Raw genomic sequence first — 20,651 nt, forward strand, 5'->3', positions numbered from 1 at the left:
ACCCTCGTGCCATGGGCGACCGCGCCAGCTCGATCGGAAAGCGCGCGCTCGCCCACCCCAACCATGGCGTCAGCAAACGCTGTGCACTAACATCGAAACTGGATCACCCCGTGGGGGCAGGCCAGCGGAAGGCCTGCAGGAAATAGGCGCTTTCGGCGGCGACCACGATATCGCCCATCAGCGCCAGCGAGCATCCCACGCCGGCGGCCACGCCGTTGACTGCCGTGACGATGGGGACGGGATAATCGCGTAGGGATTTGACGAAGGGATTGTAGACCGCCTCCAGGGACGCGCCCGCGTCGGGGCCTTCCGGATCGGGCGGGGCGTCGCTGGAGCCGCGGCCCGAGAGGTTGGCGCCCGAGCAGAAGCCGCGGCCTTCGCCGGTGAGGATCACACAGCGGACGGAGGCGTCGGCCTTCATCGTCTCGAAGGCCTGCTTCAGCTCGTCCATCAGGTCGAGGCCGGCGGCGTTCAGGGTCGCAGGATCGGACAGGGTGATGACGCCGACGCCGGCTTCCACCGCGGTCTTGATCTTCGAATAGGCCATTGCGTCCCCTCAAGTTCGCTATCTGTGAACTAAAGAAGGGATGTCCTGGCGTCAGGCTAGAGGGAAAAACGTGCGGTGGGGTCAGGCCGCGCTGGCGATCGCCTCGGCGCTGGTCACGCGATTGCGGCCCGAACGCTTGGAGACATAGAGCGCGCTGTCGGCCCGCTCCATCAGCATGTGGGCGCTTTCGCCGCCATGCAGTTCGGCTAGGCCCGCAGAGACGGTGATGGCCCCCAGGTCGTCGTTGGTGGAGCGCCGCTTGAGCATCCGCGAGGAGACTTCCTCGCGAATCTCCTCCAGCACCGCGACGGCGATGTCCGCGCTCTCGTGCGGGAAGATCAGAGCGAATTCCTCGCCGCCGTAGCGGGCGGCGAAGCGGGGCGGGGCGCCGACGCGGCCGATCACGCTGGCGACGTAGCGGATTACCTGGTCGCCGGTCTGATGGCCCCAGGTGTCGTTGAAGGTCTTGAAGTGGTCGATGTCGATGACCGCGAGGGTCAGGCGCTGACCCTGGGCCTGGGCGTCGGCGCAGGCGCGTTCAAGCTCCTCGTCGAAGGCCTTGCGGTTGGAGAGATTGGTCAGGCCGTCTGTGGTGGCGTCGCGACGGACCTGCTCCAGGTGCTCGCGCAGCTTGGTGACCTGAGAGGTCGATTCCGCCAACCGTTGCTCCAGGGCCTTGTTCTCGCGCTGGACGCGCTTGGTGGCTTCAAGGAGGATCGAGACGGTCTCCTTCAGATCGACGCTATCGTGCTGGGTGAGCGACTTGGAGGCGCCGGCCAGGGTCTGGCCGTAGGCTTCGCTGGACTTCTGGGCGGTCTCGATGGCGCGGCTGACGGCGTCGAGTTCCTTGGTCAGGGCGTCGCCGGCGTCGCGGATCTGGTCGTTGAGCTTGGCTTTGGGCAGGTAGGTTGCGGCCAGTTCGTCGGCCAGGGTGTCGGTGAAGGCTTCGCCCGTCGAGAGCAGCCTGGCGATCTCGCGGCCGAGCGCGCTGTCGGGCGCGGCGACATAGTGGGCCCAGAGTTCGAAATTGACGGCTGTCGGCCAGACCTGGTGCGCTTCCATGGCGTCCATGGTCTGGCGCGCCAGGGTGTAGGCGCCTGGCCCCCTGAGCTTGGTCTCGATCTCGCCCGACATTCTGTCTTCCCCGAATCCCCCGAAGCCTTCCGCGAAGGAAGACTCCGATATGGGTAGGGATAACGTCGAGAGCCGAACGAGCGGTTAAAACCCGCAGAAAGCGGAACTATTCCGCCGAAGGCGCCTTTGGGGCCGCGCGCCGCATGAAGGCGGGCACGTCGTCGCCGAAGCCCACGACGCCATGGTCGCGGTCGTCACGCCTGTCGCGGTCGCGGTCGCGATCCCGCTCGCGGTCACGGCGGGGGCGTTCGACGCGTTCCGCGCGTTCGACGGGCTCGTGCGGCTGCGGCGCAGCCTCGAGCGGCGCCGGCGCCGGAGCGGTCTTGCGGGGCCGGCGCTTGGGCTGTTCACCATCGGCTTCCGAAGCGGAAGGGGTGGCGGCGATCGGCTCCATCGACGCGACTTCGCCGTGTGGGGCGATGGGGCGCGTGCGGCCCCGCTCGCGGTCCCGGCCTCGCTCGCGTCCGCCGCTGCGGTCGCGGCTGGAACTGCGGCGCTCGTCCTTGATGGCGGCGAAGTCGACGCCTTCGAGCGCCACCTCTTCGGGAGCCTTGCCGATCAGCTTGAGCACCTTGTCGATGTTCTTGGCGTCGGCGGGGGTGACGATCATGAAGGCTTCGCCGGAGCGGCCCGCGCGGCCGGTGCGGCCGATGCGGTGAACATAGTCGTCGGCGTGGTGCGGCACGTCGTAGTTGAAGACGTGGCTGACGTCGGGAATGTCGAGGCCGCGGGCGGCGACGTCCGAGGCGCAGAGCAGCTTGAGGCCGCCGTTGCGGAAGCTCTCCAGCGTCTTCATCCGCGTGGTCTGGTCGAGGTCGCCGTGAATGGCGCCGGCGTCGAAGCCGTGCTTCTTCAGCGACTTGGCGACGATGTCGACCTCGGACTTTCGATTGCAGAAGACGATGCCGTTCTTGATCTCGCTGCGCTCGATCAGCATGCGCAGGGCGGTCCGCTTGGCCTTCGGGTCCGAGGTCGGCAGGCGGACGATGTGCTGCTTGATGGTCTCGGCCGTGGTGGCGGGGCGGGCGACCTCGATCCTTTGGGGATCGTTGAGGAACTGCTTGGTCAGCCGGGTGATTTCCGGCGGCATGGTCGCCGAGAAGAACAGGGTCTGCTTCTTGGCCGGGGTCAGTTTGAAGATGCGCTCGATGTCCGGGATGAAGCCCATGTCGAGCATGCGGTCGGCTTCGTCGACCACCAGGATCTGCACGCCGGTGAGCAGCAGCTTCCCGCGTTCGAAATGGTCGAGCAGCCGCCCGGGGGTGGCGATCAGCACGTCGACCCCGCGGTCGAGCTTCAGTTCCTGGTCGCCGAACGACACGCCGCCGATCAGCAGGGCCCAGGAGAGGGTGCGCTTCTGGCCCTTGGCGTATTTCTCGAAGGAGGCGGCGACCTGGTCGGCGAGCTCGCGCGTCGGCGCCAGCACCAGCGAGCGCGGCATGCGCGCCTTGGAGCGCCCGGCGGCCAGCCGTTCGACCATCGGCAGGGTGAAGGCGGCGGTCTTGCCGGTGCCGGTCTGGGCGATGCCCAGCACGTCGCGTCCCTGGAGAGCGACGGGGATGGCCTGCGCCTGGATGGGGGTGGCGGTCGTGTAGCCCGTGTCGGCAACGGCCTGGAGCGTCGCGGGCGACAGGCCCAGTTCAGAAAATTCGGTCATTCAGCAGCAATGGGGGCGGAGGGCCGGTCCAAGTGACGGGCTGGCGAACCGCGGCGGCGCAGACGGCGATCGTCGCGCGAGGCGGAAGATACGAACGCAGAGCGTCAAGTCAAACCCGTTCTGATTCCTTGCCGGCCAAGGGACGCCGAAGTGACGCTGCAGGTTCGCGTCGAACCGGGGTTCGGAGGTCTTTCTTGTAGCGGACCTAGACGTCCAGGTCGTCGGCGGCGAACTCGGCGTTTTCCTGGATGAAGCGGAAGCGCAGCTCGGGCTTGCGGCCCATGAGGGCTTCGACCAGGTCTTCCACGGTTTCCTCGGCGCGAGGCAGGGTGACGCGGGCCAGGGTCCGGGTGGCCGGGTCCATGGTGGTCTCCTTGAGCTGGGCCGGCATCATCTCGCCCAGGCCCTTGAAGCGGCCGACCTCGGGCTTCTTGCCCTTGAACTCGGTGGCCAGCAGTTCCTCGCGGTGGGCGTCGTCGCGGGCGTAGATGGTCTTGCCGCCGTGGCTCATGCGGTAGAGCGGCGGCAGGGCGAGATAGAGCCGCCCGGCGCGGATCAGCTCGGGCATGGTCCGGTAGAAGAAGGTGATCAACAGGGAGGCGATGTGGGCGCCGTCGACGTCGGCGTCGGTCATGATCACCACGCGCTCGTAGCGCAGGTCCTCTTCCTTGAACTTGCGGCCCGGCTGGACACCGAGCGCCAGCAGCAGGTCCGACAGCTCCTTGTTGGCGGTCAGCTTGTCGATGGAAGCCGATGCGACGTTCAGGATCTTGCCGCGCAGGGGCAGGATCGCCTGGGTCTTGCGGTCGCGGGCCTGCTTGGCCGAGCCGCCGGCGGAATCACCCTCGACCAGGAAGATCTCGGTGCCGTCGGTCGCCTGGCCCGAGCAGTCGGCCAGCTTGCCCGGCAGACGCAGCTTGCGGGTGGCCGAGGCGCGGGCGACTTCCTTGTCGCGGCGGCGCTTCAGGCGCTCCTCGGCGCGGTCGATGACGAACTGGAGGAGGGCGGTGGCGGACTTCGGCTGGGCGGTCAGCCAGTGGTCGAACGGGTCACGCAAGGCGTTTTCGACCAGGCGCTGAGCCTCGGAGGAGGAGAGTTTCTCCTTGGTCTGGCCCTGGAATTCGGGATTGGCGATGAACACGCTGACCAGGGCGCCGGCCTGGGCGACCACATCCTCGGCGGTGATGACGCCGCCGCGCTTCTCGCCGGTCAGTTCGGCGTACTGCTTGAGGCCGCGGGTCAGGGCCGCGCGCAGGCCGGCCTCGTGCGTGCCGCCCTCGGGCGTGGGAACGGTGTTGCAATAGGACTGCATGAAGCCGTCGGCCTCGCCGAAGCCGGCCGGCGTCCAGGTGACGGCCCATTCGACCTTGCCGGTCTCGCCCGGACGCTCGTAGCGGCCGGCGAAGGGTTCGGGGGTGACGGTCTCGATGCTCTTGACCCGCTCGGCCAGGAAGTCGGCCAGGCCGTTGGGGAAGCGGAAGGTCGCCTCGGCCGGGGTTTGATCCTGGATGCGCGAGGGATCGCAGGTCCAGCGGATCTCGACGCCGCCGAACAGATAGGCCTTGGAGCGGGCCATGCGGTAGAGACGCACCGGCCGGAAGGCGCAGCCTTCGCCGAAGATCTGCTCGTCGGGCAGGAAGCTGATCGCCGTGCCCTTCTTGCGGGTCGGGTTCAGCTTTTCGATGCCGCCCAGCGGCTTGCCGCGGCTGAATGACTGGCGCCACTCGAAGCCGTCTTTCCAGGCGGTGACGTCGACCCGCTCGGAGAGGGCGTTGACCACCGAGACGCCGACGCCGTGGAGGCCGCCGGAGGTCTCGTAGGCCTTGCCGGAGAATTTCCCGCCCGAGTGCAGGACGGTCATGATGACTTCCAGCGCCGACTTGCCCGGATGCTTGGGGTGGGGGTCGACCGGGATGCCGCGGCCGTCGTCCTTGACGGTCAGGCGGCCGTCGGCGTCGAGACGGACCTCGATGACCTTGGCGTGGCCGGCGACGGCCTCGTCCATGGCGTTGTCGAGGACTTCGGCGAACAGGTGGTGCAGGGCGCGCTCGTCGGTGCCGCCGATGTACATGCCGGGACGCTTGCGCACCGGTTCGAGGCCTTCGAGGACCTCGATGTCCTTGGCTGAATAGCCGCTGCCGGGTTTCTCGTTCAGCGCCGCCGGATCGGGGCGAGGCTCATGGGCCTGGGCCAGCGGAGCGGCCGGCGCAGGATTGAGCGCGTCGTCGAAGAGCGAGGCTTGGGGAGAAGGGGCCTGGGACATGCGACCGCAAAATGGAACGATTCGAGACCGCCCCATATGAATCGCGCCCGCCGCTAAATCAATGCGGGGGGCGGTCGCGGCTGGGCGACCACCCCTAATCCTGCTTGAGCTTCAGGACCGGCCCCGCCTCCTTGGCGATGTCGGCGGGGTGGAAGGGCAGGCGGTGCCAGCCCTTCTTCGAGTAGAGCCAGGTCTGGTCGGCGTAGTGGGGCGAGGCCGGATCGGTCGACTGCGAATAGGACAGCACCGCATCGGCGACCGGCCCCTTGGCGTCGAAGGTGACGACCTGGATGTAGCTGGAGCCGTGATAGGGCACGTAGCCTTTCACCGCCGGGACCCAGCGCGCCTGCTGGGCGTTCAGCACGCCGTCGCTGCCTTCCCCGCCGTGGACGGGAATCTTGTCCTGACCACGGACGGCGAAGTGGACCGTTCCATAGGGCGCATCGAGGGGCACGCCTTCGGTCAGCAGGACGTCGACGGCGCCGGCCAGCGCCTGGCGCAACTTGGCGACCGTGGCCTCGTCGCTCTTCAGGCCGCGAGGCGTATGGACCGGGTCGGCCGGGTCGAAGGGCGTGGCGTAGAGATCGGCGATGGCCTGGGCCTTGCGCCAGAACTCGACCCAGAGGATCGCGCCGACGCTGTCGTTGTCCATGCGGCGATCCCATTTGGAGAGGATCGCGCAGGCCTGGCCGATGTCGAGCGTCTTGCCGCCGGCCGAGGCGGCCTGACCGCCGTCTCCGCAGGCCTTCACCACATCGTCGAGGAAGAGTTCGGCGGCGTGGTTCTTATTCCAGAACAGCATGGTCTTCACTGCGGCCTGGTCGAGGCCCTTGCCGGGCAGGCCGTCGGTTCCGGCCAGGCGCGCCTCGATCTCGACGATCCCGGACCGGGTGCGCAGGTTCTGGGGAACGGCGGTCGGGCCGACGATGGGCGCGAAGGGCGTCATCGGGGCGCTGGCGTTGGCCAGCCAGTAGCTGTCGTTGCTGTTGGCCACGTAGTCCTGGCGGATCACGGCCGGCATGGAGGCGCCGGGCATCAGGCCGGGCGCGTCCCAGTTGCAGGCCACGCGCGAGCCGTCGAGCACGTAGATGCGGGCGCCGTCGGCCAGCTTCGCGGCCGCGGGGCTTGGGGCGCAGTCCTTCAGCTTCTGGGCCGAGACGTTAGGTGTGGCGGTGATGTCGGCATAGAGCGCATCGCCCTTGCGGTCGGCGGCGATGGTGTTGACCCAGGGGATGCCCAGGGAGGCGGTGATCGCCGCCTTGATCTCGCCCACCGACCGGGCGCGGGCGATATCGAGCCAGGTTCCGGCCGAGGCGCTGTTGTTCCTGTTGGCGTCGCGCAGGGCGTAGGCGGTCGTGGCGGTCCAGGCCAGGCCCGCCTGGGGCATGGCGACGACCGGGCCGTAGAGGGTCGAATAGTAGGTGTGGGCGCGCGGGCCGGCCGGCGTGTCCACCGTCACCTCGCGCCGTTCCATGGCGTGGCGCTGGCCGTCGACCAGATAGGCGGTGGGATCGGCGGGATCAAGCTTGAGCTCGAACAGGGTGAAGTGGCGGTCGGTGGAGACGGTGTGGGTCCAGGCCACGTCCTTGTTGAAGCCGATCGAGATGCCCGGGGCGCCGGCGATGGTCACGCCCATGACGTCGAACTTGCCGGGGACCGTCAGGTGGATCTGGTAGAAGCGGTTGGTGCCTTCCCAGGGAAAGTGCGGGTTGCCGAGCAGCAGGCCGGTCTTGTTGCGGGTGGCCTCGCGCCCGAAGGCCCAGCCGTTGGAGCCGAGGCCGATCTGCTCGGCCATGTTCGGCAGGCCGACCAGGGCGGCGGCCTTGGCCGGCGCGGCGGCGGCGGGCGGAACGGCCGCATTGGTCTGGCGCAGCCAGGCGCCGCCGCTGGCCTGGATCATGCGCTCCTCGTTCAGGCGCAGCATGTCGTCGATGGTGATGTCGCGCACCCAGGCGGCGTCGCGGCAGTCGGCCTGGCGCTGTTCGCGCGGCGTGTCGGCCAGGTAGCGGTTGAAGCCGGCGACATAGCCTTCGACCAGTTCGCGATAGTCGGCCGATCCCTTGGCGAAATTCGCGCGAAGGGTCTCGATGTCGATATTGGCGCGGAAGAAGAGGTCGCTCTCGAGGTTCTTGATGTCGGTGAAGGCCACGACGTTGGTGGCGTCCGGGCCGAAGTGCTTCGTGCGCTCGCCGTTCACGGTGACGATCTTGTCGGCCAGCAGGCAGAGGTTGTCCTGGGCGAAGGCGTAGGCCTGGCCATAGCCGAGGCCGCCGAAGTCCTTGGCCGTGACGTGCGGCACGCCGTACTTGGTGCGGACCACCTGGGCCTCGTAGCCGCGGGCCTGGGCGGCCGGCCCGAGCGCCAGGGCGAGCGCGCAGGCGGCGGTGGTCACGAGCAAGGTCTTCATGGCGGTCCCCCCTTGGAACGCTCCCGCGTCGAACGGCGGGATTGTCCGCCATGAGGAAGGACCGGGCGGCGTCCGTCAATCTTTGGCGCGCAAATGAAAGAGGCCGCGGATCGCTCCGCGGCCTCTGCCAGGTCTTTCAGGCGGCTTCGATCAGCACGCGAAGTACATGTCGAATTCGACCGGGTGCGGATGCAGTTGGAGGCGCATGACTTCCTGCATCTTCAGTTCGATGTAGGCGTCGATGAAGTCGTCGTCCATGACGCCGCCGGCCTTCAGGAAGGCGCGGTCCTTGTCGAGGGCTTCCAGGGCCTCGCGCAGCGAGCCGCAGACTTCCGGCACCTTCTTCTGCTCGCGCGGGGGCAGGTCGTAGAGGTTCTTGTCCTGGGCCGGACCCGGGTCGATCTGGTTGATGATGCCGTCCAGGCCGGCCATCAGCAGGGCGACGAAGGTGAGGTAGGGGTTGCCCATCGGGTCCGGGAAGCGGGCCTCGATGCGCTTGGCCTTCGGCGAGTCGACGTGCGGGATGCGGATCGAGGCCGAGCGGTTGCGGGCCGAATAGGCCAGTTTCACCGGGGCTTCGTAGCCGGGCACCAGGCGCTTGTAGGAGTTGGTGGTCGAGTTCGAGAAGGCGTTGATCGCCTTGGCGTGCTTGATGATGCCGCCGATGTACCACAGGCACATCTGCGACAGGCCGGCGTACTTGTCGCCGGCGAACAGCGGCTTGCCCTCGGCCCAGATCGACTGGTGGACGTGCATGCCCGAGCCGTTGTCGGCGAACATCGGCTTGGCCATGAAGGTCGCGGTCTTGCCGTAGGCGGCCGCGACGTTGTGGATGACGTACTTATAGAGCTGCATCCGGTCGGCCATGGTGATCATGGTGTCGAACTTCAGGCCGAGTTCGTGCTGGGCCGGCGCCACTTCATGGTGATGCTTTTCCGGCTTCATGCCGAGTTCGCCCATGACCGCCAGCATCTCGCCGCGCAGGTCCTGGCAGCTATCGACCGGGTTGACTGGGAAGTAGCCGCCCTTCGGGCCCGGGCGATGGCCCATATTGCCTTCCGGATAGGCCTTGTTCGAATTGATCGGCAGTTCGGTCGAGTCGTACGAGTAGCCGGTGTCATGCGGCTGGGTGGACCAGCGCACGTCGTCGAAGATGAAGAATTCGGCTTCCGGGCCGAAGAACACGGTGTCGCCGATGCCCGAGGCCTTCACGTAGTTCAGCGCGGCCTTGGCGATCGAGCGCGGGTCGCGGTTGTAAGGGGTGCCGGTGTCCGGGTTCACGATGTCGCACATCAGGCAGAGGGTGGTCTGCTGATAGAACGGGTCGATGATCGCGGTCTCGAGGTCGGGGCGCAGCTTCATGTCCGACTCGTTGATGGCCTTCCAGCCGGCGATGGACGAGCCGTCGAACATGGTGCCGTCGGTCAGGAACTCTTCGTCCACCAGGTCGATGTCGAAGGTGACGTGCTGCATCTTGCCGCGAATGTCGGTGAAGCGGACGTCGACATACTTGACGTCCTTTTCCTTGATCAGATCCAGAATGTCCTTGGCGGTGACGGCCATGGTCTTATCCCCTTGAAGAAGTCGCTATGATTGGCGTCAGACGGCTGCGGGGCCGGTTTCCCCGGTGCGGATGCGCAGCACGTCGGTGATTTCCGACACGAAGATCTTGCCGTCCCCGATGCGGCCGGTGCGGGCGGCCCCCACGATGGCTTCCAGCGCCGCCTCGAGCTGGTCGTCGGCCACGACCACCTCGATCTTGATCTTGGGCAGGAAGTCCACGACGTACTCAGCGCCGCGGTAGAGTTCGGTGTGGCCCTTCTGGCGGCCATAGCCCTTGGCCTCGAGGACCGTCATGCCTTGGACGCCCAGCTCCTGCAGGGCCTCCTTCACCTCGTCCAGCTTGAACGGCTTGATGACGGCTTCGATCTTTTTCATGCCAGGCTCACTCGTGGGGCCGCCGGGGCGGCTTGCGGCTACGAGCACGCTCCGGGGCGGGGCCACAAGGGGGAGGGGCCTGCGGTTCCGCGCCGAAAGCATGCGGTGATGCAAATGCTGAAATTTTAGGCGACGGGCGCCCAAAACGCGATCAGGGAGGCAAACCGATAGTCAGGCCGGCCCTGGAGCGCAACTTGCGAACCCTCGAAGCGGCGCGGCGGGCCCGGGAAGGCCGCAGGTGATCGCATCGGCGCGATATGGCCGGCTTTTCAGAGCAGGCTGCGGTGGCGGTTGGAAAACGGTCTGCGCCGGTTGCTGAAGATTGCGGCGGCCCGGAGGGGCTAATCGGCGAGGACAGGGGCGAGCGTTGCGGCTAAGGAAGGCCGCGCGATTTTTGCGGGTTCCGAACGATGACGCGTCTCTATCTCATCCGCCATGGCAAGCCCGCGGCCGTCTGGGGCGAGGCCGACGACGATCCGGGCCTGGACGCTGCGGGCGTGGCCCAGGCGCAGGCGGCGCGCGACTATCTGATGGGCCTGCCGCCCGACCTGCGACCGAGCCGGGTGGTCAGCTCGCCGCTGCGCCGCTGCCGCGAGACGGCGGCGCCGACCGCGCAGGCCCTGGGCGTGGAGATCGAGATCGATCCTGGCGTGGGTGAAATCCCGACGCCGAAGGGGCTGAGCGCCGCCGAGCGGCCCGGCTGGCTGCGCGAGGTCTTTCAGGGGCGTTGGAAGGATGTCCGCGGCGACCTCGATTACGACCTCTGGCGGCGGGAGGCGGTGGAAGCATTGGTTCCACGCGCCGGAGCGGCGGTGTTCTCGCATTATGTGGCGATCAATGCGGTGATGTCGCATCTCGCCGGCGACGAGCGCGTTCTCGTCTACCGTCCGGACCATGCGTCGATTTCGGTGCTGGAGACGGACGGCCGCCGCCTGACGCTGGTGGCCCGGGGGCCGGAAGCCTCCACCCAGGTGCTGTAAGGGGGCGAGGACGCCGGTGACCGCGCGCAAGATACTCACCGTGGCCGAGATCGCCGCGGCCGACAGGGCCGTCATCGCGGCCGGAACGCCGGGTCTGGCCCTGATGGAGAGGGCAGGGGCGGCGGTCGCCGACGCCATCGTCGAGCGCTTCACGCCGCGCCCGGTCTGCGTGCTTTGCGGACCTGGGAACAACGGCGGCGACGGCTATGTGGTCGCCCGCCTGCTGGCCGAGCGCGGCTGGCCGGTGGAGGTCAGGGCGTTGGCGCCGCCGGCCAGCCCGGACGCCAAGGCCGCGGCCCGAGCCTGGGGCGGGACGTTGACGCCATTTGAAGCGCCGCTGCAGGCGCGGCTCTATATCGACGCCTTGTTCGGAGCGGGGCTTTCCAAGCCGTTGAGCGGCGAAGCGGCTGCGGTGGCGGCTGAGCTGGCCGAGCGGCCCGAGCAGGTCGTGGCGATCGACGTGCCCTCGGGGCTGCCAGGCGACACCGGCGCGCCGGAAGGGCCGGTGGTGGTGGCGGGTCTGACCGTCACCTTCCACGCCAAGAAGCCCGCGCACGTGCTCTATCCGGGCCATGATCTTTGCGGCGAGGTCGTGGTGGCCGACATTGGGCTCGGCGCCACGGCCAGCCTCATGACCGAGAATGGGCCGGAAGCCTGGCTGGCGCACTTTCCCTGGCCGACCTCCGGATCGCACAAGCACGCTCGCGGCCGGCTGGTGGTGGTCTCGGGCGAGGCGTGGAGCACGGGCGCAGCGCGGCTGTCGGCGCGGGCGGGCCTGCGGATGGGGGCCGGGCTCGTGACGATCCTGTCGCCCAGCGAGGCGCTTTCCGTCAATGCGGCCCATCTCGAGGCGGTGATGCTTAAGGGCTTCGACACCGAGGCCGAGCTGGAACAGGCCGCGGCCCATGTGGATGCGGCGATCATCGGCCCGGCGGCCGGCGTCACCGAAAACACCCTGGTCAACGTCATGGCCCTGGCGCGTACGGGCGCTGCGCTGGTGATCGACGCCGACGCGATCACCGTCTTCCGCGACGATCCGGAGGAGCTGTTCTCGGTGCTCGATGTCGACGACGTGCTGACGCCCCATCCCGGTGAGTTCGAGCGCTTGTTCCCCGGATTGCTCAAGGAGGGGCGGACGCGGATCGACGCCGCTCGCCGCGCCGCCCAGAAGGCCGACGCCATCGTCCTGCTGAAAGGGGCGGACACGGTGATCGCCGCGCCGGACGGGCGGGTATGCATCAACAGCAATGGCTCGCCCTGGCTGGCCACGGCCGGCACCGGCGACGTGCTGGCCGGTTTCATCGGCTCGCTGATCGCTCAGGGCATGGAAAGCTTCGAGGCGGCCTGCGCTGCGGCCTGGATCCATGCGGCGGCGGCGGAACTGCATGGGCCAGGCCTGATCGCCGAGGACCTGCCGGGACTGGCGCCGGCGGTGCTGCGCCGGCTTTACGAATCGCGGCTGGCCTGAAGGCCCGGGCGGAGGGCCAGATTGGTGCGGGCGAGAGGACTCGAACCTCCACGCCTTGCGGCGCTGGAACCTAAATCCAGTGCGTCTACCAGTTCCGCCACACCCGCATCGGCACCTGCCATCGGCGAATGCGGCGCGCGCGTCAAGCGCGGAGGCGCCTTTGCGCTTGGACTGGCGCGCTTGAAATGACATAAGAGCGCCCTCTCGCCGCCGCTCGTTCGGCGGCGAATACCTTTTCCACCCTTAGGCGGAGCTGCCGGCGCCACACCGCGCCGCACCGCGGAAGTTCAAGAATGTCGATGCAGATCGTTGAAAAGTCTGGCGAAGGCCTGAGCCGCGTCTATGGCGTGACCGTCCCGGTAGCGGACCTGAACGAACGCCTCGAGGCGCGCATCGTCGAGATCACGCCGCAACTGAACATCAAGGGATTCCGCCCAGGCAAGGTGCCGGCGGCTCACGTTCGCCGCCTGCACGGCAAGGCTCTGATGGCCGAGGTCGTGGAGCAGACCATCTCGGAAACCACCCAGAAGGTGCTGGCCGACAACAACCTGCGCCCCGCCGCCGAGCCCGACCTGAAGCCGGAAGGCGACATCGCCCAGGTGATCGAGGGCAAGGCTGACCTGGCCTACGAGCTGGCGGTCGAGATCATGCCCGATTTCGAGCCGACCGATCTTTCCAAGATCGCCCTGACCCGTCCGGTCTACGAGCCGACCGAGGCCGAGGTGGATGAAGCGGTCGAGGAACTGGCCAAGCAGAACCGCACCTACGAGCCGCGCACCGGCAAGTCGCAGAAGGCCAAGGACGGCGATCAGGTGCTGATCGACTTCGTCGGCCGCATCGACGGTGAAGCCTTCGAAGGCGGTTCGGCTGCCGACACCGAGCTGACCCTGGGGTCGGGCCAGTTCATTCCGGGCTTCGAAGAACAACTCGTCGGCGCCAAGCCGGGCGACGAAGTGATCGTCAAGGTGGCGTTCCCGGCCGACTATCAGGCCGCCAACCTGGCGGGCAAGGACGCCGAGTTCACCACCCAGGTGAAGGAAGTGCGCGCACCGGTCGAGGCCAAGGCCGACGACGCCATGGCCGAGCGCCTGGGCATCGAGAGCCTGGAGAAGCTCAAGGAGCTGCTGAAGTCCAACCTCGAAGCGCAATACGCCGGCGCCTCGCGATTCAAGCTGAAGCGCGCCCTGCTGGACGTGCTGGACGAGAAGCACGACTTCCCGCTGCCGCCGAAGATGGTCGAGGCCGAGTTCGCCGCCATCTGGCAGCAGGTCCAGGCCGACAAGGAACGTGGCGGCCTGCCGCCGGAAGACGCCGAGAAGTCGGACGACCAACTGCAGGTCGAGTATCGCAAGATCGCGGAACGCCGCGTGCGCCTGGGCCTGGTGCTGGCCGAGATCGGCCGTGCCAACAACGTGCAGGTCACCGACCAGGAACTGCTGGACGCGATGCGCCAGGAAGCCATGCGCTACGGCTCGCAGGCCCAGCAGATCTTCGACCTGTTCCGCCAGAACGCCGGCATGCAGGCCCAGCTTCGCGCCCCGATCTTCGAGGACAAGGTCGTGGACCTGATCGTCGAGAAGGCCACGGTGACCGACGAGAAAGTCTCCAAGGACGAGCTTCTCAAGGAAGACGACATGCCGGAAGGCTACGGCGCCTAGAGCCCTTTAGGGTTTGGTGGAACACCAAACCCGTTGAAAAGGGCTCTAAATCAAGCCTGTAGAGCGCGTTCGGGCGGGCGAACCGCTTACACTTCGCCCTAACGCGCTCTAAGCCGCGCTCCTGTCCCTTCCAGACCGACGAAATCCCTCCCGGCGACGGGAGGGATTTTCTTTAGGACTATCGGTCACCTTGCGCTGGCCTCTCCGCCACGCGATATCGGAGGGGAACGCGGCTCTGCGTGCAGAGTCGATCAATGAGAGAGGCTTTCCTTTATGCGTGACCCGCAGATCACCGCGCTGAACCTCGTGCCGATGGTGGTGGAGCAGACCAGCCGCGGCGAGCGCGCCTTCGACATCTTCTCGCGCCTGCTGAAGGAACGCGTGATCTTCCTGAACGGTCCGGTCGAGGACGGCATGTCGGCGCTGATCTGCGCCCAGTTGCTGTATCTCGAAGCCGAGAACCCCAAGAAAGAAATCCAGATGTACATCAACTCGCCGGGCGGGGTGGTGACGTCGGGCCTGGCGATCTACGACACCATGCAGTACATCCGCTCGCCGGTGGTGACGCTGTGCATGGGCATGGCCGCCTCGATGGGGTCGTTCCTGCTGATGGCCGGCGAGAAGGACCAGCGGATCGCCCTGCCCAACAGCCGGATCATGGTCCACCAACCGTCGGGCGGTTATTACGGCAAGGCCTCGGATATCCAGCGCCACGCCGAAGACATCATCAAGACCAAGCGCCGGCTGAACGAAATCTACGCCAAGCACACTGGCCGCAGCTATGAAGAGGTCGAGGAGAAGCTCGACACCGACACCTTCATGACCCCGGAAGAGGCCAAGGAGTGGGGCCTGGTCGACCACGTGATCGAGCGCCGCGCCGAGGACTAGGCGCGGTGGGGCCGGGCCACGTCCTCGTCGTCGGCGGGACCGGGATGCTCAGCGGACTTGTGGAGGCGCTCGCCGGCGACGGCGGGCGCCTTTCGCTTTTGTCGCGTCGGGCGTCCAGCTCGACGGTTGGCGATGGCTTCGACTGCGATTATCGCGACGATGCGGGTTTCGCCGCGGCGCTGGGCGCGGCGGTGGCGAAGAGCGGTCCGCCCGACCTGGCCGTCGCCTGGTTCCACACCCTGAAGATCGCGGCGCCCCGCATGCTGGCGCAGGCGGTGCGGGGTCGGATGATCCAGGTGTTGGGCAGCGCCATGGGCGATCCGGCCCATCCCGACCGGCTGGCGCGCGCGGCCGCCATTGCGGACGGCCTGCCAGATTGCGCCTTGCGCCAGGTGGTGCTGGGCTTTCGCATGGAGACGGGCGGCTCGCGCTGGCACACGGGCGCGGAGATATCGGCCGGCGTATTGGAGGCGATCGCCGCGGACCGGCCGTTGACCGTCGTTGGCCAGATCGCGCCGTGGTCGGCCAAGCCGGGCGGCTAGAGGCGAGCCTTCACCAGGGCCAGCAACTGCACGCGGCCGGATTCGGCGGTGACGTCGATACGATCGAAATTCTTTCCCTGGGTGTCGCGCAGATCGGCGAACAGGCCGGCGGGGTCCTCGTGGAAATGCAGGAAGGCCTTGGACTTCAGATAGAAGACGCCGCGCTTGCGCTCCACCGGACCGGGCAGGGCGCGCACCGCCGCCAGCACTGGTTCCAATCGATCCAGGGCGGCGGGGCCTGCGTGCTTCACCTTAGTCCTCGCGGGGATACTGACTGGGCCTTGCGAGATAGTAGTCCGCCGCGGGCAGGCCGTCCGCCGCCTCGACCGCAGCGTTGAATATACGCTCGTCGAAGCCGCCGCGCTCGGCCCGCTTGGCCAGGCGCCGGGCCTCGACCTCGTCCCAAGGGATCGCGTAGGCGCCGGCCAGGGCGCGGGCGACCTCCAGCACGTCGGCGAGTTCGCCGGCCAGTTCGTCGGCTGTCGCGGCATGCGCCTCGGCCGCTTCCTCCAGGAGTTTTTCGCGCAAGGCCGCGCGGAACTCGTCCTCTTCCAGCCGGCGCTCGAACACCGCCAGGCCCTGGGCGCGCATGATGGCCGGGAGGCGGTCGCGGATCAGCTTGCCGACCTTGAACCTCATGGCTTCCCCCCCCTTACGGCTTTTCCTGGAACACGCGGTAGCCCGGCTCTTCGGCGATGGCCAGCATCTCGGTGTCGCCGCTGGTGTCGCCATAGGCGGCGCGGAGCCGGACCTCCTCGCCGAACACCGCTTGCAGGCGGCGGACCTTCTCGGACCCCCGGCAGTTGGGGGTGGCGAAGGCGCCGGTCACGCGGTCCCGGGCGTCGAAGGAAAGCTCGGTGCCGATCAGCATGTCGGCGCCGAGGCCGCGGGCGAAGGGGGCGACGATGATCTCCGGCGAAGCAGTGACGATCACCAGCTTGGCGTTGCGCTGGCTCCAGCGCCGCCAGGTGCGCACGGCGTCGGGGCGCAGCATGCGCGGCGCCATCAGTTCGGCGAAGGCGCGGGCGTCGGTCTCCAGCCGCTCGCGCGTGACCCCGGCGAGGAACACGCGGGTGGCCGCGGCCTTGATCCGTCCGCGGTTGCGATGGCCGAGATAGGCGAGGGCGGCCGGCGCCAGCTTGACGAGCCCCAGCGCATAGCCAAGCGGTCCGGCCCGCCATTTGAGGAAGGCGGTGTAGCTGTCGTGCGTGGTCAGGGTTCCGTCGAAGTCGAACGCGACCACGCCGGCGTCCTGCACCCGATCGTCCAAGCTTTCCATCTGCGAGCCGCCTATGCGCCGCAGTCGCCATCTAGCCATCTATCCCCCAACGCGCCGCAGATCGCGGCGCGCCGCCCTTTTCCACAGCGGATTTCCCCCCGCGACGGCCCGGCAAGCCGCGGCCCGAGAGCCGCTCTTGCGCCGTTTCGACACATTCCCATCTAGGGATTCGGACATGCCCGCCATCGGGCGCCCCGCCGCCAAATGTCACGGAAATGCGCCCAAGGCTTGTGATCGCGGCTCGGATCGGGGAATGTCAAGGATTAGACAACCCTGGGCACGTATCCTGCATCGATGGCGTAAGGGACGCCCCGGGCCAGCGCCGGCAAGGACCAGGGTCCACGTCGGCGAGAGAGTGAGAAACGAGCATGACGAAGGCCGCGAGCGGAGATTCCAAGAGCACGCTGTACTGCTCTTTCTGCGGCAAGAGCCAGCACGAGGTCCGCAAGCTGATCGCCGGGCCGACCGTGTTCATCTGCGATGAATGCGTCGAGTTGTGCATGGATATCATTCGGGAAGAGCACAAGATTTCCTTCGTGAAGTCGAAGGACGGCGTGCCGACCCCGAAGGAAATCCGCGAGGTGCTGGACGACTACGTCATCGGCCAGGATCACGCCAAGAAGGTGCTCTCGGTCGCCGTCCACAACCACTACAAGCGCCTGAACCACGCGACGAAGAACAACGACGTCGAACTGGGCAAGGCCAACATCCTGCTGATCGGCCCGACCGGCACCGGCAAGACCCTGTTGGCCCAGACCCTGGCGCGAATCATCGACGTGCCGTTCACCGTGGCCGACGCCACGACCCTGACCGAGGCCGGCTATGTCGGCGAGGACGTAGAGAACATCATCCTGAAGCTGCTGCAAGCCGCCGACTACAATGTCGAGCGGGCGCAGCGCGGCATCGTCTATATCGACGAGGTCGACAAGATCAGCCGCAAGTCGGACAACCCCTCGATCACCCGCGACGTGTCGGGCGAGGGCGTCCAGCAGGCGCTGCTGAAGATCATGGAAGGCACCGTCGCCTCCGTGCCGCCGCAGGGCGGGCGCAAGCATCCGCAGCAGGAGTTCCTGCAGGTCGACACCACCAACATCCTGTTCATCTGCGGCGGCGCCTTCGCCGGGCTCGAGAAGATCATCTCGGCGCGGGGGCAGGGGACCTCGATCGGCTTTGGGGCCAAGGTGTCGGACCCGGACGACCGCCGCACCGGCGAAATCTTCCGCCAGGTGGAGCCGGACGACCTGCTGCGCTTCGGCCTGATCCCGGAGTTCATCGGCCGCCTGCCGGTGATCGCCACCCTGGACGACCTGGACGACGCAGCCCTGGTCAAGATCCTGACCGAGCCGAAGAACGCCTTCGTCAAGCAGTACCAGCGCCTGTTCGACATGGAGAACGTCGGCCTGACCTTCACCGACGACGCCCTGATGGCGGTGGCCCGCAAGGCGATCCAGCGCAAGACCGGCGCGCGGGGCCTGCGCTCGATCCTGGAAGGCATCCTGCTCGACACCATGTACGAGCTGCCGACCTATGACGGGGTCGAGGAAGTGGTGGTCAACGCCGAGGTGGTGGAAGGCCGCGCCCAGCCGCTGGTCATCTACGCCGAGCGTCGCGACAAGGGCGGCGCGGCTTAAGCCGGGCTCGATAGGCTTCAAAAGGCTCCGCGGACCAGCGCCGCGGGGCCTTTTTATTGGAGCGGGCGGCGCTGGATGCGGGTTTTCCCCGCCTTTTTCCGACACTTGGCCGCATCGTCCGCGGCTGCGCTTGAATGCCGGATCGAAGCGTCCACATAAATGGGCCGAGAAGCCGCCTTGCAGGGCGGCCGGGCCGTCCGACTCAGGCGCATCGTCTGAAGTGACTGCGGTCCGGGGCCGAGCCTGGTGTTCCAACGGGCCGGCAGGAGTTAGAACGCATCATGTCCGAGATTAAGACCCTTCCCATTCTACCGCTGCGGGACATCGTGGTGTTCCCGCATCAACCGGTGCCGCTCTTCGTGGGCCGGGAGAAATCCGTGCGCGCGCTCGAAGAGGCGATGCGGGGCGAAGGCAAGCAGATCCTTCTGGCCACCCAGAAGGACAAGGACGACGACGATCCGGCCGCCGAGGCCATTTATGACGTCGGCGTCGTGGCCACCGTCCTGCAACTGCTGAAGCTGCCCGACGGCACCGTTAAGGTGCTGGTCGAGGGCAAGGCCCGCGCCGGCATCTCGCGCTTCACCGCGCAGGATGAGTTCTACGAGGCCGAGATCGCCTTCATTTCGGAGGACGGCGGGGCGTCGGCGGAAGCCGAGGCGCTGTCGCGCGCGGTCGTCGAGCAGTTCGAGAACTACGTCAAACTCAACAAGAAGGTCCCGCCCGAGGCGCTGGCCTCCATGCCCCAGGTCGACGCGCCCGGCGAGCTGGCCGACCGCATCGCCAGCCACCTGTCGGTGAAGATCGCCGAGAAGCAGCAACTGCTCGAGATCTTCAACGTCGTGAAGCGCCTGGAGAAGGTCTACGCCCTGATGGAGGGCGAGATCTCGGTCATGCAGACCGAGAAGAAGATCCGCAACCGCGTGAAGCGGCAGATGGAGAAGACCCAGCGCGAGTACTATCTGAACGAGCAGATGAAGGCGATCCAGCGCGAGCTGGGCGAGCAGGACGACCAGCGCGACGAACTGCTGGAGCTCGAAAAGCGCATCAAGAAGACCAAGCTCTCCAAAGAGGCCCGCACCAAGGCCGAGGGCGAGCTGAAGAAGCTGCGCAACATGAGCCCGATGTCGGCGGAATCGACCGTCGTGCGGAACTATCTCGACTGGCTGCTGTCGATCCCGTGGGGCAAGGCCAAGACCAAGGCCATCGACCTGAGCAAGGCCGAGGAAGTCCTGAACCGAGATCACTTCGGCCTGGAGAAGGTCAAGGAGCGGATTCTCGAATATCTGGCCGTGCAGGCCCGGGTCGGTTCGCTGAAGGGGCCGATCCTGTGCCTCGTGGGCCCTCCCGGCGTCGGCAAGACCTCGCTGGGCAAGTCGATCGCCGAGGCGACCGGCCGTGAGTTCGTGCGCGTCTCCTTGGGCGGCGTGCGCGACGAGGCCGAGATCCGCGGCCACCGTCGGACCTATATCGGCTCCATGCCGGGCAAGGTCATCCAGTCGATGAAGAAGGCCAAGTCGACCAACGCCTTCTTCCTGCTGGACGAGATCGACAAGATGGGCAGCGACTACCGCGGCGATCCCGCCTCGGCCCTGCTCGAAGTGCTCGACCCGGCGCAGAACTCGACCTTCGGGGACCACTATCTGGAGGTCGACTACGACCTGTCGCCGGTGATGTTCGTCACCACGGCCAACAGCCTGAACATGCCCCAGCCGCTGCTGGACCGCATGGAGATCATCCGCATCCCCGGCTACACCGAGGACGAGAAGGTGGAGATCGCCAAGCGCCACGTCCTGCCCAAGCTGACCAAGGACCATGGCCTGAAGCCGGAAGAGTTCGTGGTGCCCGACAGCACGATCCGCGACCTGATCCGCTACTACACGCGGGAGGCCGGGGTGCGGTCGCTGGAGCGCGAACTGGGCAATCTGGCGCGCAAGACGGTCCGCGACCTCGGTCGTGAGGGCGTCAAGTCGATCACCATCGACGATGAGCGGCTGGCCAAGTACGCCGGCGTGCGCAAGTACCGCTATGGCGAGACGGACGAGGAAGATCAGGTCGGGATCATCACCGGCCTGGCCTACACCGAGTTCGGCGGCGACATCCTGACCATCGAGGCGGTCAAGATGCCGGGCAAGGGACGCATGTCCATTACCGGCAACCTGAAGGACGTGATGAAGGAGTCGATCTCCGCGGCGAATTCCTATGTCCGCAGCCGCGCGCCGCAGTTCGGCATCGAGCCGCCGATCTTCGAGAAGACCGACG

General features: G+C 67.3%; 17 protein-coding genes and 1 tRNA gene. 7 read left to right on the forward strand and 11 right to left on the reverse strand.

Annotated elements, in window-relative coordinates; all coding sequences use genetic code 11:
* Window positions 1–103: 103 nt before the first annotated feature.
* The 7 genes from ACE3TL_RS11755 to ACE3TL_RS11785 all read right to left on the reverse strand — a co-directional run bounded on the left by ACE3TL_RS11755 (window position 104) and on the right by ACE3TL_RS11785 (window position 9,946).
* Window positions 104–547: an enoyl-CoA hydratase-related protein gene (locus tag ACE3TL_RS11755; protein WP_374578878.1), complete on the reverse strand. Its 444-nt coding sequence runs from the start codon at window positions 545–547 to the stop codon at window positions 104–106.
* Between the two features lie 81 nt (window positions 548–628).
* Entirely contained in the window at window positions 629–1,681 is a 1,053-nt protein-coding gene (locus tag ACE3TL_RS11760; protein WP_374578879.1) for a GGDEF domain-containing protein, read from the reverse strand.
* Window positions 1,682–1,787: 106 nt separating this feature from the next.
* A complete protein-coding gene (locus ACE3TL_RS11765) occupies window positions 1,788–3,338 on the reverse strand; it encodes a DEAD/DEAH box helicase (protein WP_374578880.1) in 1,551 nt (516 codons plus the stop codon).
* 205 nt (window positions 3,339–3,543) lie between these two features.
* Entirely contained in the window at window positions 3,544–5,601 is a 2,058-nt protein-coding gene (gene parE, locus ACE3TL_RS11770; protein ID WP_374578881.1) for a DNA topoisomerase IV subunit B, read from the reverse strand.
* 94 nt (window positions 5,602–5,695) lie between these two features.
* On the reverse strand, window positions 5,696–8,008 hold the full coding sequence (locus ACE3TL_RS11775) for an acylase (protein ID WP_374578882.1): 2,313 nt from the start codon (window positions 8,006–8,008) through the stop codon (window positions 5,696–5,698).
* Between the two features lie 150 nt (window positions 8,009–8,158).
* The gene (gene glnA, locus ACE3TL_RS11780; protein ID WP_374578883.1) at window positions 8,159–9,571 is read right to left on the reverse strand and encodes a type I glutamate--ammonia ligase; all 1,413 of its coding nucleotides are present in this window, start codon (window positions 9,569–9,571) and stop codon (window positions 8,159–8,161) included.
* A gap of 36 nt (window positions 9,572–9,607) precedes the next feature.
* A complete protein-coding gene (locus ACE3TL_RS11785) occupies window positions 9,608–9,946 on the reverse strand; it encodes a P-II family nitrogen regulator (RefSeq protein WP_374578884.1) in 339 nt (112 codons plus the stop codon).
* A gap of 410 nt (window positions 9,947–10,356) precedes the next feature.
* Between ACE3TL_RS11785 and ACE3TL_RS11790 the strand changes: the two genes are divergently transcribed.
* Both ACE3TL_RS11790 and ACE3TL_RS11795 read left to right on the forward strand, forming a co-directional pair.
* A complete protein-coding gene (locus ACE3TL_RS11790) occupies window positions 10,357–10,926 on the forward strand; it encodes a histidine phosphatase family protein (RefSeq protein WP_374578885.1) in 570 nt (189 codons plus the stop codon).
* A gap of 16 nt (window positions 10,927–10,942) precedes the next feature.
* On the forward strand, window positions 10,943–12,394 hold the full coding sequence (locus ACE3TL_RS11795) for an NAD(P)H-hydrate dehydratase (protein ID WP_374578886.1): 1,452 nt from the start codon (window positions 10,943–10,945) through the stop codon (window positions 12,392–12,394).
* A 22-nt stretch (window positions 12,395–12,416) separates the two neighbouring features.
* On the opposite strand, the gene ACE3TL_RS11800 is transcribed toward ACE3TL_RS11795, so the two are convergent.
* A tRNA-Leu gene (locus ACE3TL_RS11800) sits at window positions 12,417–12,501 on the reverse strand.
* Window positions 12,502–12,693: 192 nt separating this feature from the next.
* Between ACE3TL_RS11800 and tig the strand changes: the two genes are divergently transcribed.
* The 3 genes from tig (at window position 12,694) to ACE3TL_RS11815 (ending at window position 15,482) form a co-directional block, all read left to right on the forward strand.
* The gene (gene tig, locus ACE3TL_RS11805; protein ID WP_374578892.1) at window positions 12,694–14,052 is read left to right on the forward strand and encodes a trigger factor; all 1,359 of its coding nucleotides are present in this window, start codon (window positions 12,694–12,696) and stop codon (window positions 14,050–14,052) included.
* Window positions 14,053–14,325: 273 nt separating this feature from the next.
* Complete coding sequence (locus ACE3TL_RS11810) at window positions 14,326–14,940, forward strand: ATP-dependent Clp protease proteolytic subunit (RefSeq protein ID WP_374532721.1); 615 nt, start codon at window positions 14,326–14,328, stop codon at window positions 14,938–14,940.
* Between the two features lie 44 nt (window positions 14,941–14,984).
* A complete protein-coding gene (locus tag ACE3TL_RS11815; RefSeq protein WP_374578887.1) occupies window positions 14,985–15,482 on the forward strand; it encodes a hypothetical protein in 498 nt (165 codons plus the stop codon).
* On the opposite strand, the gene ACE3TL_RS11820 is transcribed toward ACE3TL_RS11815, so the two are convergent.
* From ACE3TL_RS11820 to ACE3TL_RS11830, 3 genes are read right to left on the reverse strand one after another with little or no spacing between them, the layout of a single operon-like run.
* Window positions 15,479–15,733: a hypothetical protein gene (locus ACE3TL_RS11820; protein WP_374578888.1), complete on the reverse strand. Its 255-nt coding sequence runs from the start codon at window positions 15,731–15,733 to the stop codon at window positions 15,479–15,481. The genes ACE3TL_RS11815 and ACE3TL_RS11820 overlap by 4 nt on opposite strands.
* 1 nt (window position 15,734) lies before the next feature.
* Window positions 15,735–16,121: a phosphoribosyl-ATP pyrophosphohydrolase gene (locus ACE3TL_RS11825; protein WP_374578889.1), complete on the reverse strand. Its 387-nt coding sequence runs from the start codon at window positions 16,119–16,121 to the stop codon at window positions 15,735–15,737.
* 13 nt (window positions 16,122–16,134) lie between these two features.
* Window positions 16,135–16,761 carry an HAD-IB family hydrolase gene (locus ACE3TL_RS11830; protein WP_374578890.1) on the reverse strand — a complete coding sequence of 209 codons (627 nt, stop codon included), beginning with the start codon at window positions 16,759–16,761 and terminating at the stop codon, window positions 16,135–16,137.
* Window positions 16,762–17,129: 368 nt separating this feature from the next.
* Between ACE3TL_RS11830 and clpX the strand changes: the two genes are divergently transcribed.
* A complete protein-coding gene (gene clpX / locus ACE3TL_RS11835) occupies window positions 17,130–18,392 on the forward strand; it encodes an ATP-dependent Clp protease ATP-binding subunit ClpX (protein WP_374532726.1) in 1,263 nt (420 codons plus the stop codon).
* Between the two features lie 281 nt (window positions 18,393–18,673).
* Window positions 18,674–20,651 (forward strand): endopeptidase La (gene lon / locus ACE3TL_RS11840; protein WP_374578891.1); only part of this gene is annotated, 1,978 nt, incomplete at its 3' end.

This window comes from Phenylobacterium sp. (genome assembly GCF_041920015.1).
In the GTDB taxonomy this organism is placed as follows: Bacteria; Pseudomonadota; Alphaproteobacteria; order Caulobacterales; family Caulobacteraceae; genus Phenylobacterium.

Excerpts from the sequence above, each read along its gene's own strand:
- glnA (WP_374578883.1), bottom strand. The coding sequence starts at position 9,571 with ATGGCCGTCACCGCCAAGGACATTCTGGATCTGATCAAGGAAAAGGAC.
- ACE3TL_RS11760 (WP_374578879.1), bottom strand. The coding sequence starts at position 1,681 with ATGTCGGGCGAGATCGAGACCAAGCTCAGGGGGCCAGGCGCCTACACC.
- ACE3TL_RS11765 (WP_374578880.1), bottom strand. The coding sequence starts at position 3,338 with ATGACCGAATTTTCTGAACTGGGCCTGTCGCCCGCGACGCTCCAGGCC.
- ACE3TL_RS11815 (WP_374578887.1), top strand. The coding sequence starts at position 14,985 with ATGCTCAGCGGACTTGTGGAGGCGCTCGCCGGCGACGGCGGGCGCCTT.
- clpX (WP_374532726.1), top strand. The coding sequence starts at position 17,130 with ATGACGAAGGCCGCGAGCGGAGATTCCAAGAGCACGCTGTACTGCTCT.
- ACE3TL_RS11790 (WP_374578885.1), top strand. The coding sequence starts at position 10,357 with ATGACGCGTCTCTATCTCATCCGCCATGGCAAGCCCGCGGCCGTCTGG.
- ACE3TL_RS11830 (WP_374578890.1), bottom strand. The coding sequence starts at position 16,761 with ATGGAAAGCTTGGACGATCGGGTGCAGGACGCCGGCGTGGTCGCGTTC.
- parE (WP_374578881.1), bottom strand. The coding sequence starts at position 5,601 with ATGTCCCAGGCCCCTTCTCCCCAAGCCTCGCTCTTCGACGACGCGCTC.
- ACE3TL_RS11810 (WP_374532721.1), top strand. The coding sequence starts at position 14,326 with ATGCGTGACCCGCAGATCACCGCGCTGAACCTCGTGCCGATGGTGGTG.
- ACE3TL_RS11825 (WP_374578889.1), bottom strand. The coding sequence starts at position 16,121 with ATGAGGTTCAAGGTCGGCAAGCTGATCCGCGACCGCCTCCCGGCCATC.
- ACE3TL_RS11785 (WP_374578884.1), bottom strand. The coding sequence starts at position 9,946 with ATGAAAAAGATCGAAGCCGTCATCAAGCCGTTCAAGCTGGACGAGGTG.
- tig (WP_374578892.1), top strand. The coding sequence starts at position 12,694 with ATGCAGATCGTTGAAAAGTCTGGCGAAGGCCTGAGCCGCGTCTATGGC.
- ACE3TL_RS11775 (WP_374578882.1), bottom strand. The coding sequence starts at position 8,008 with ATGAAGACCTTGCTCGTGACCACCGCCGCCTGCGCGCTCGCCCTGGCG.
- ACE3TL_RS11755 (WP_374578878.1), bottom strand. The coding sequence starts at position 547 with ATGGCCTATTCGAAGATCAAGACCGCGGTGGAAGCCGGCGTCGGCGTC.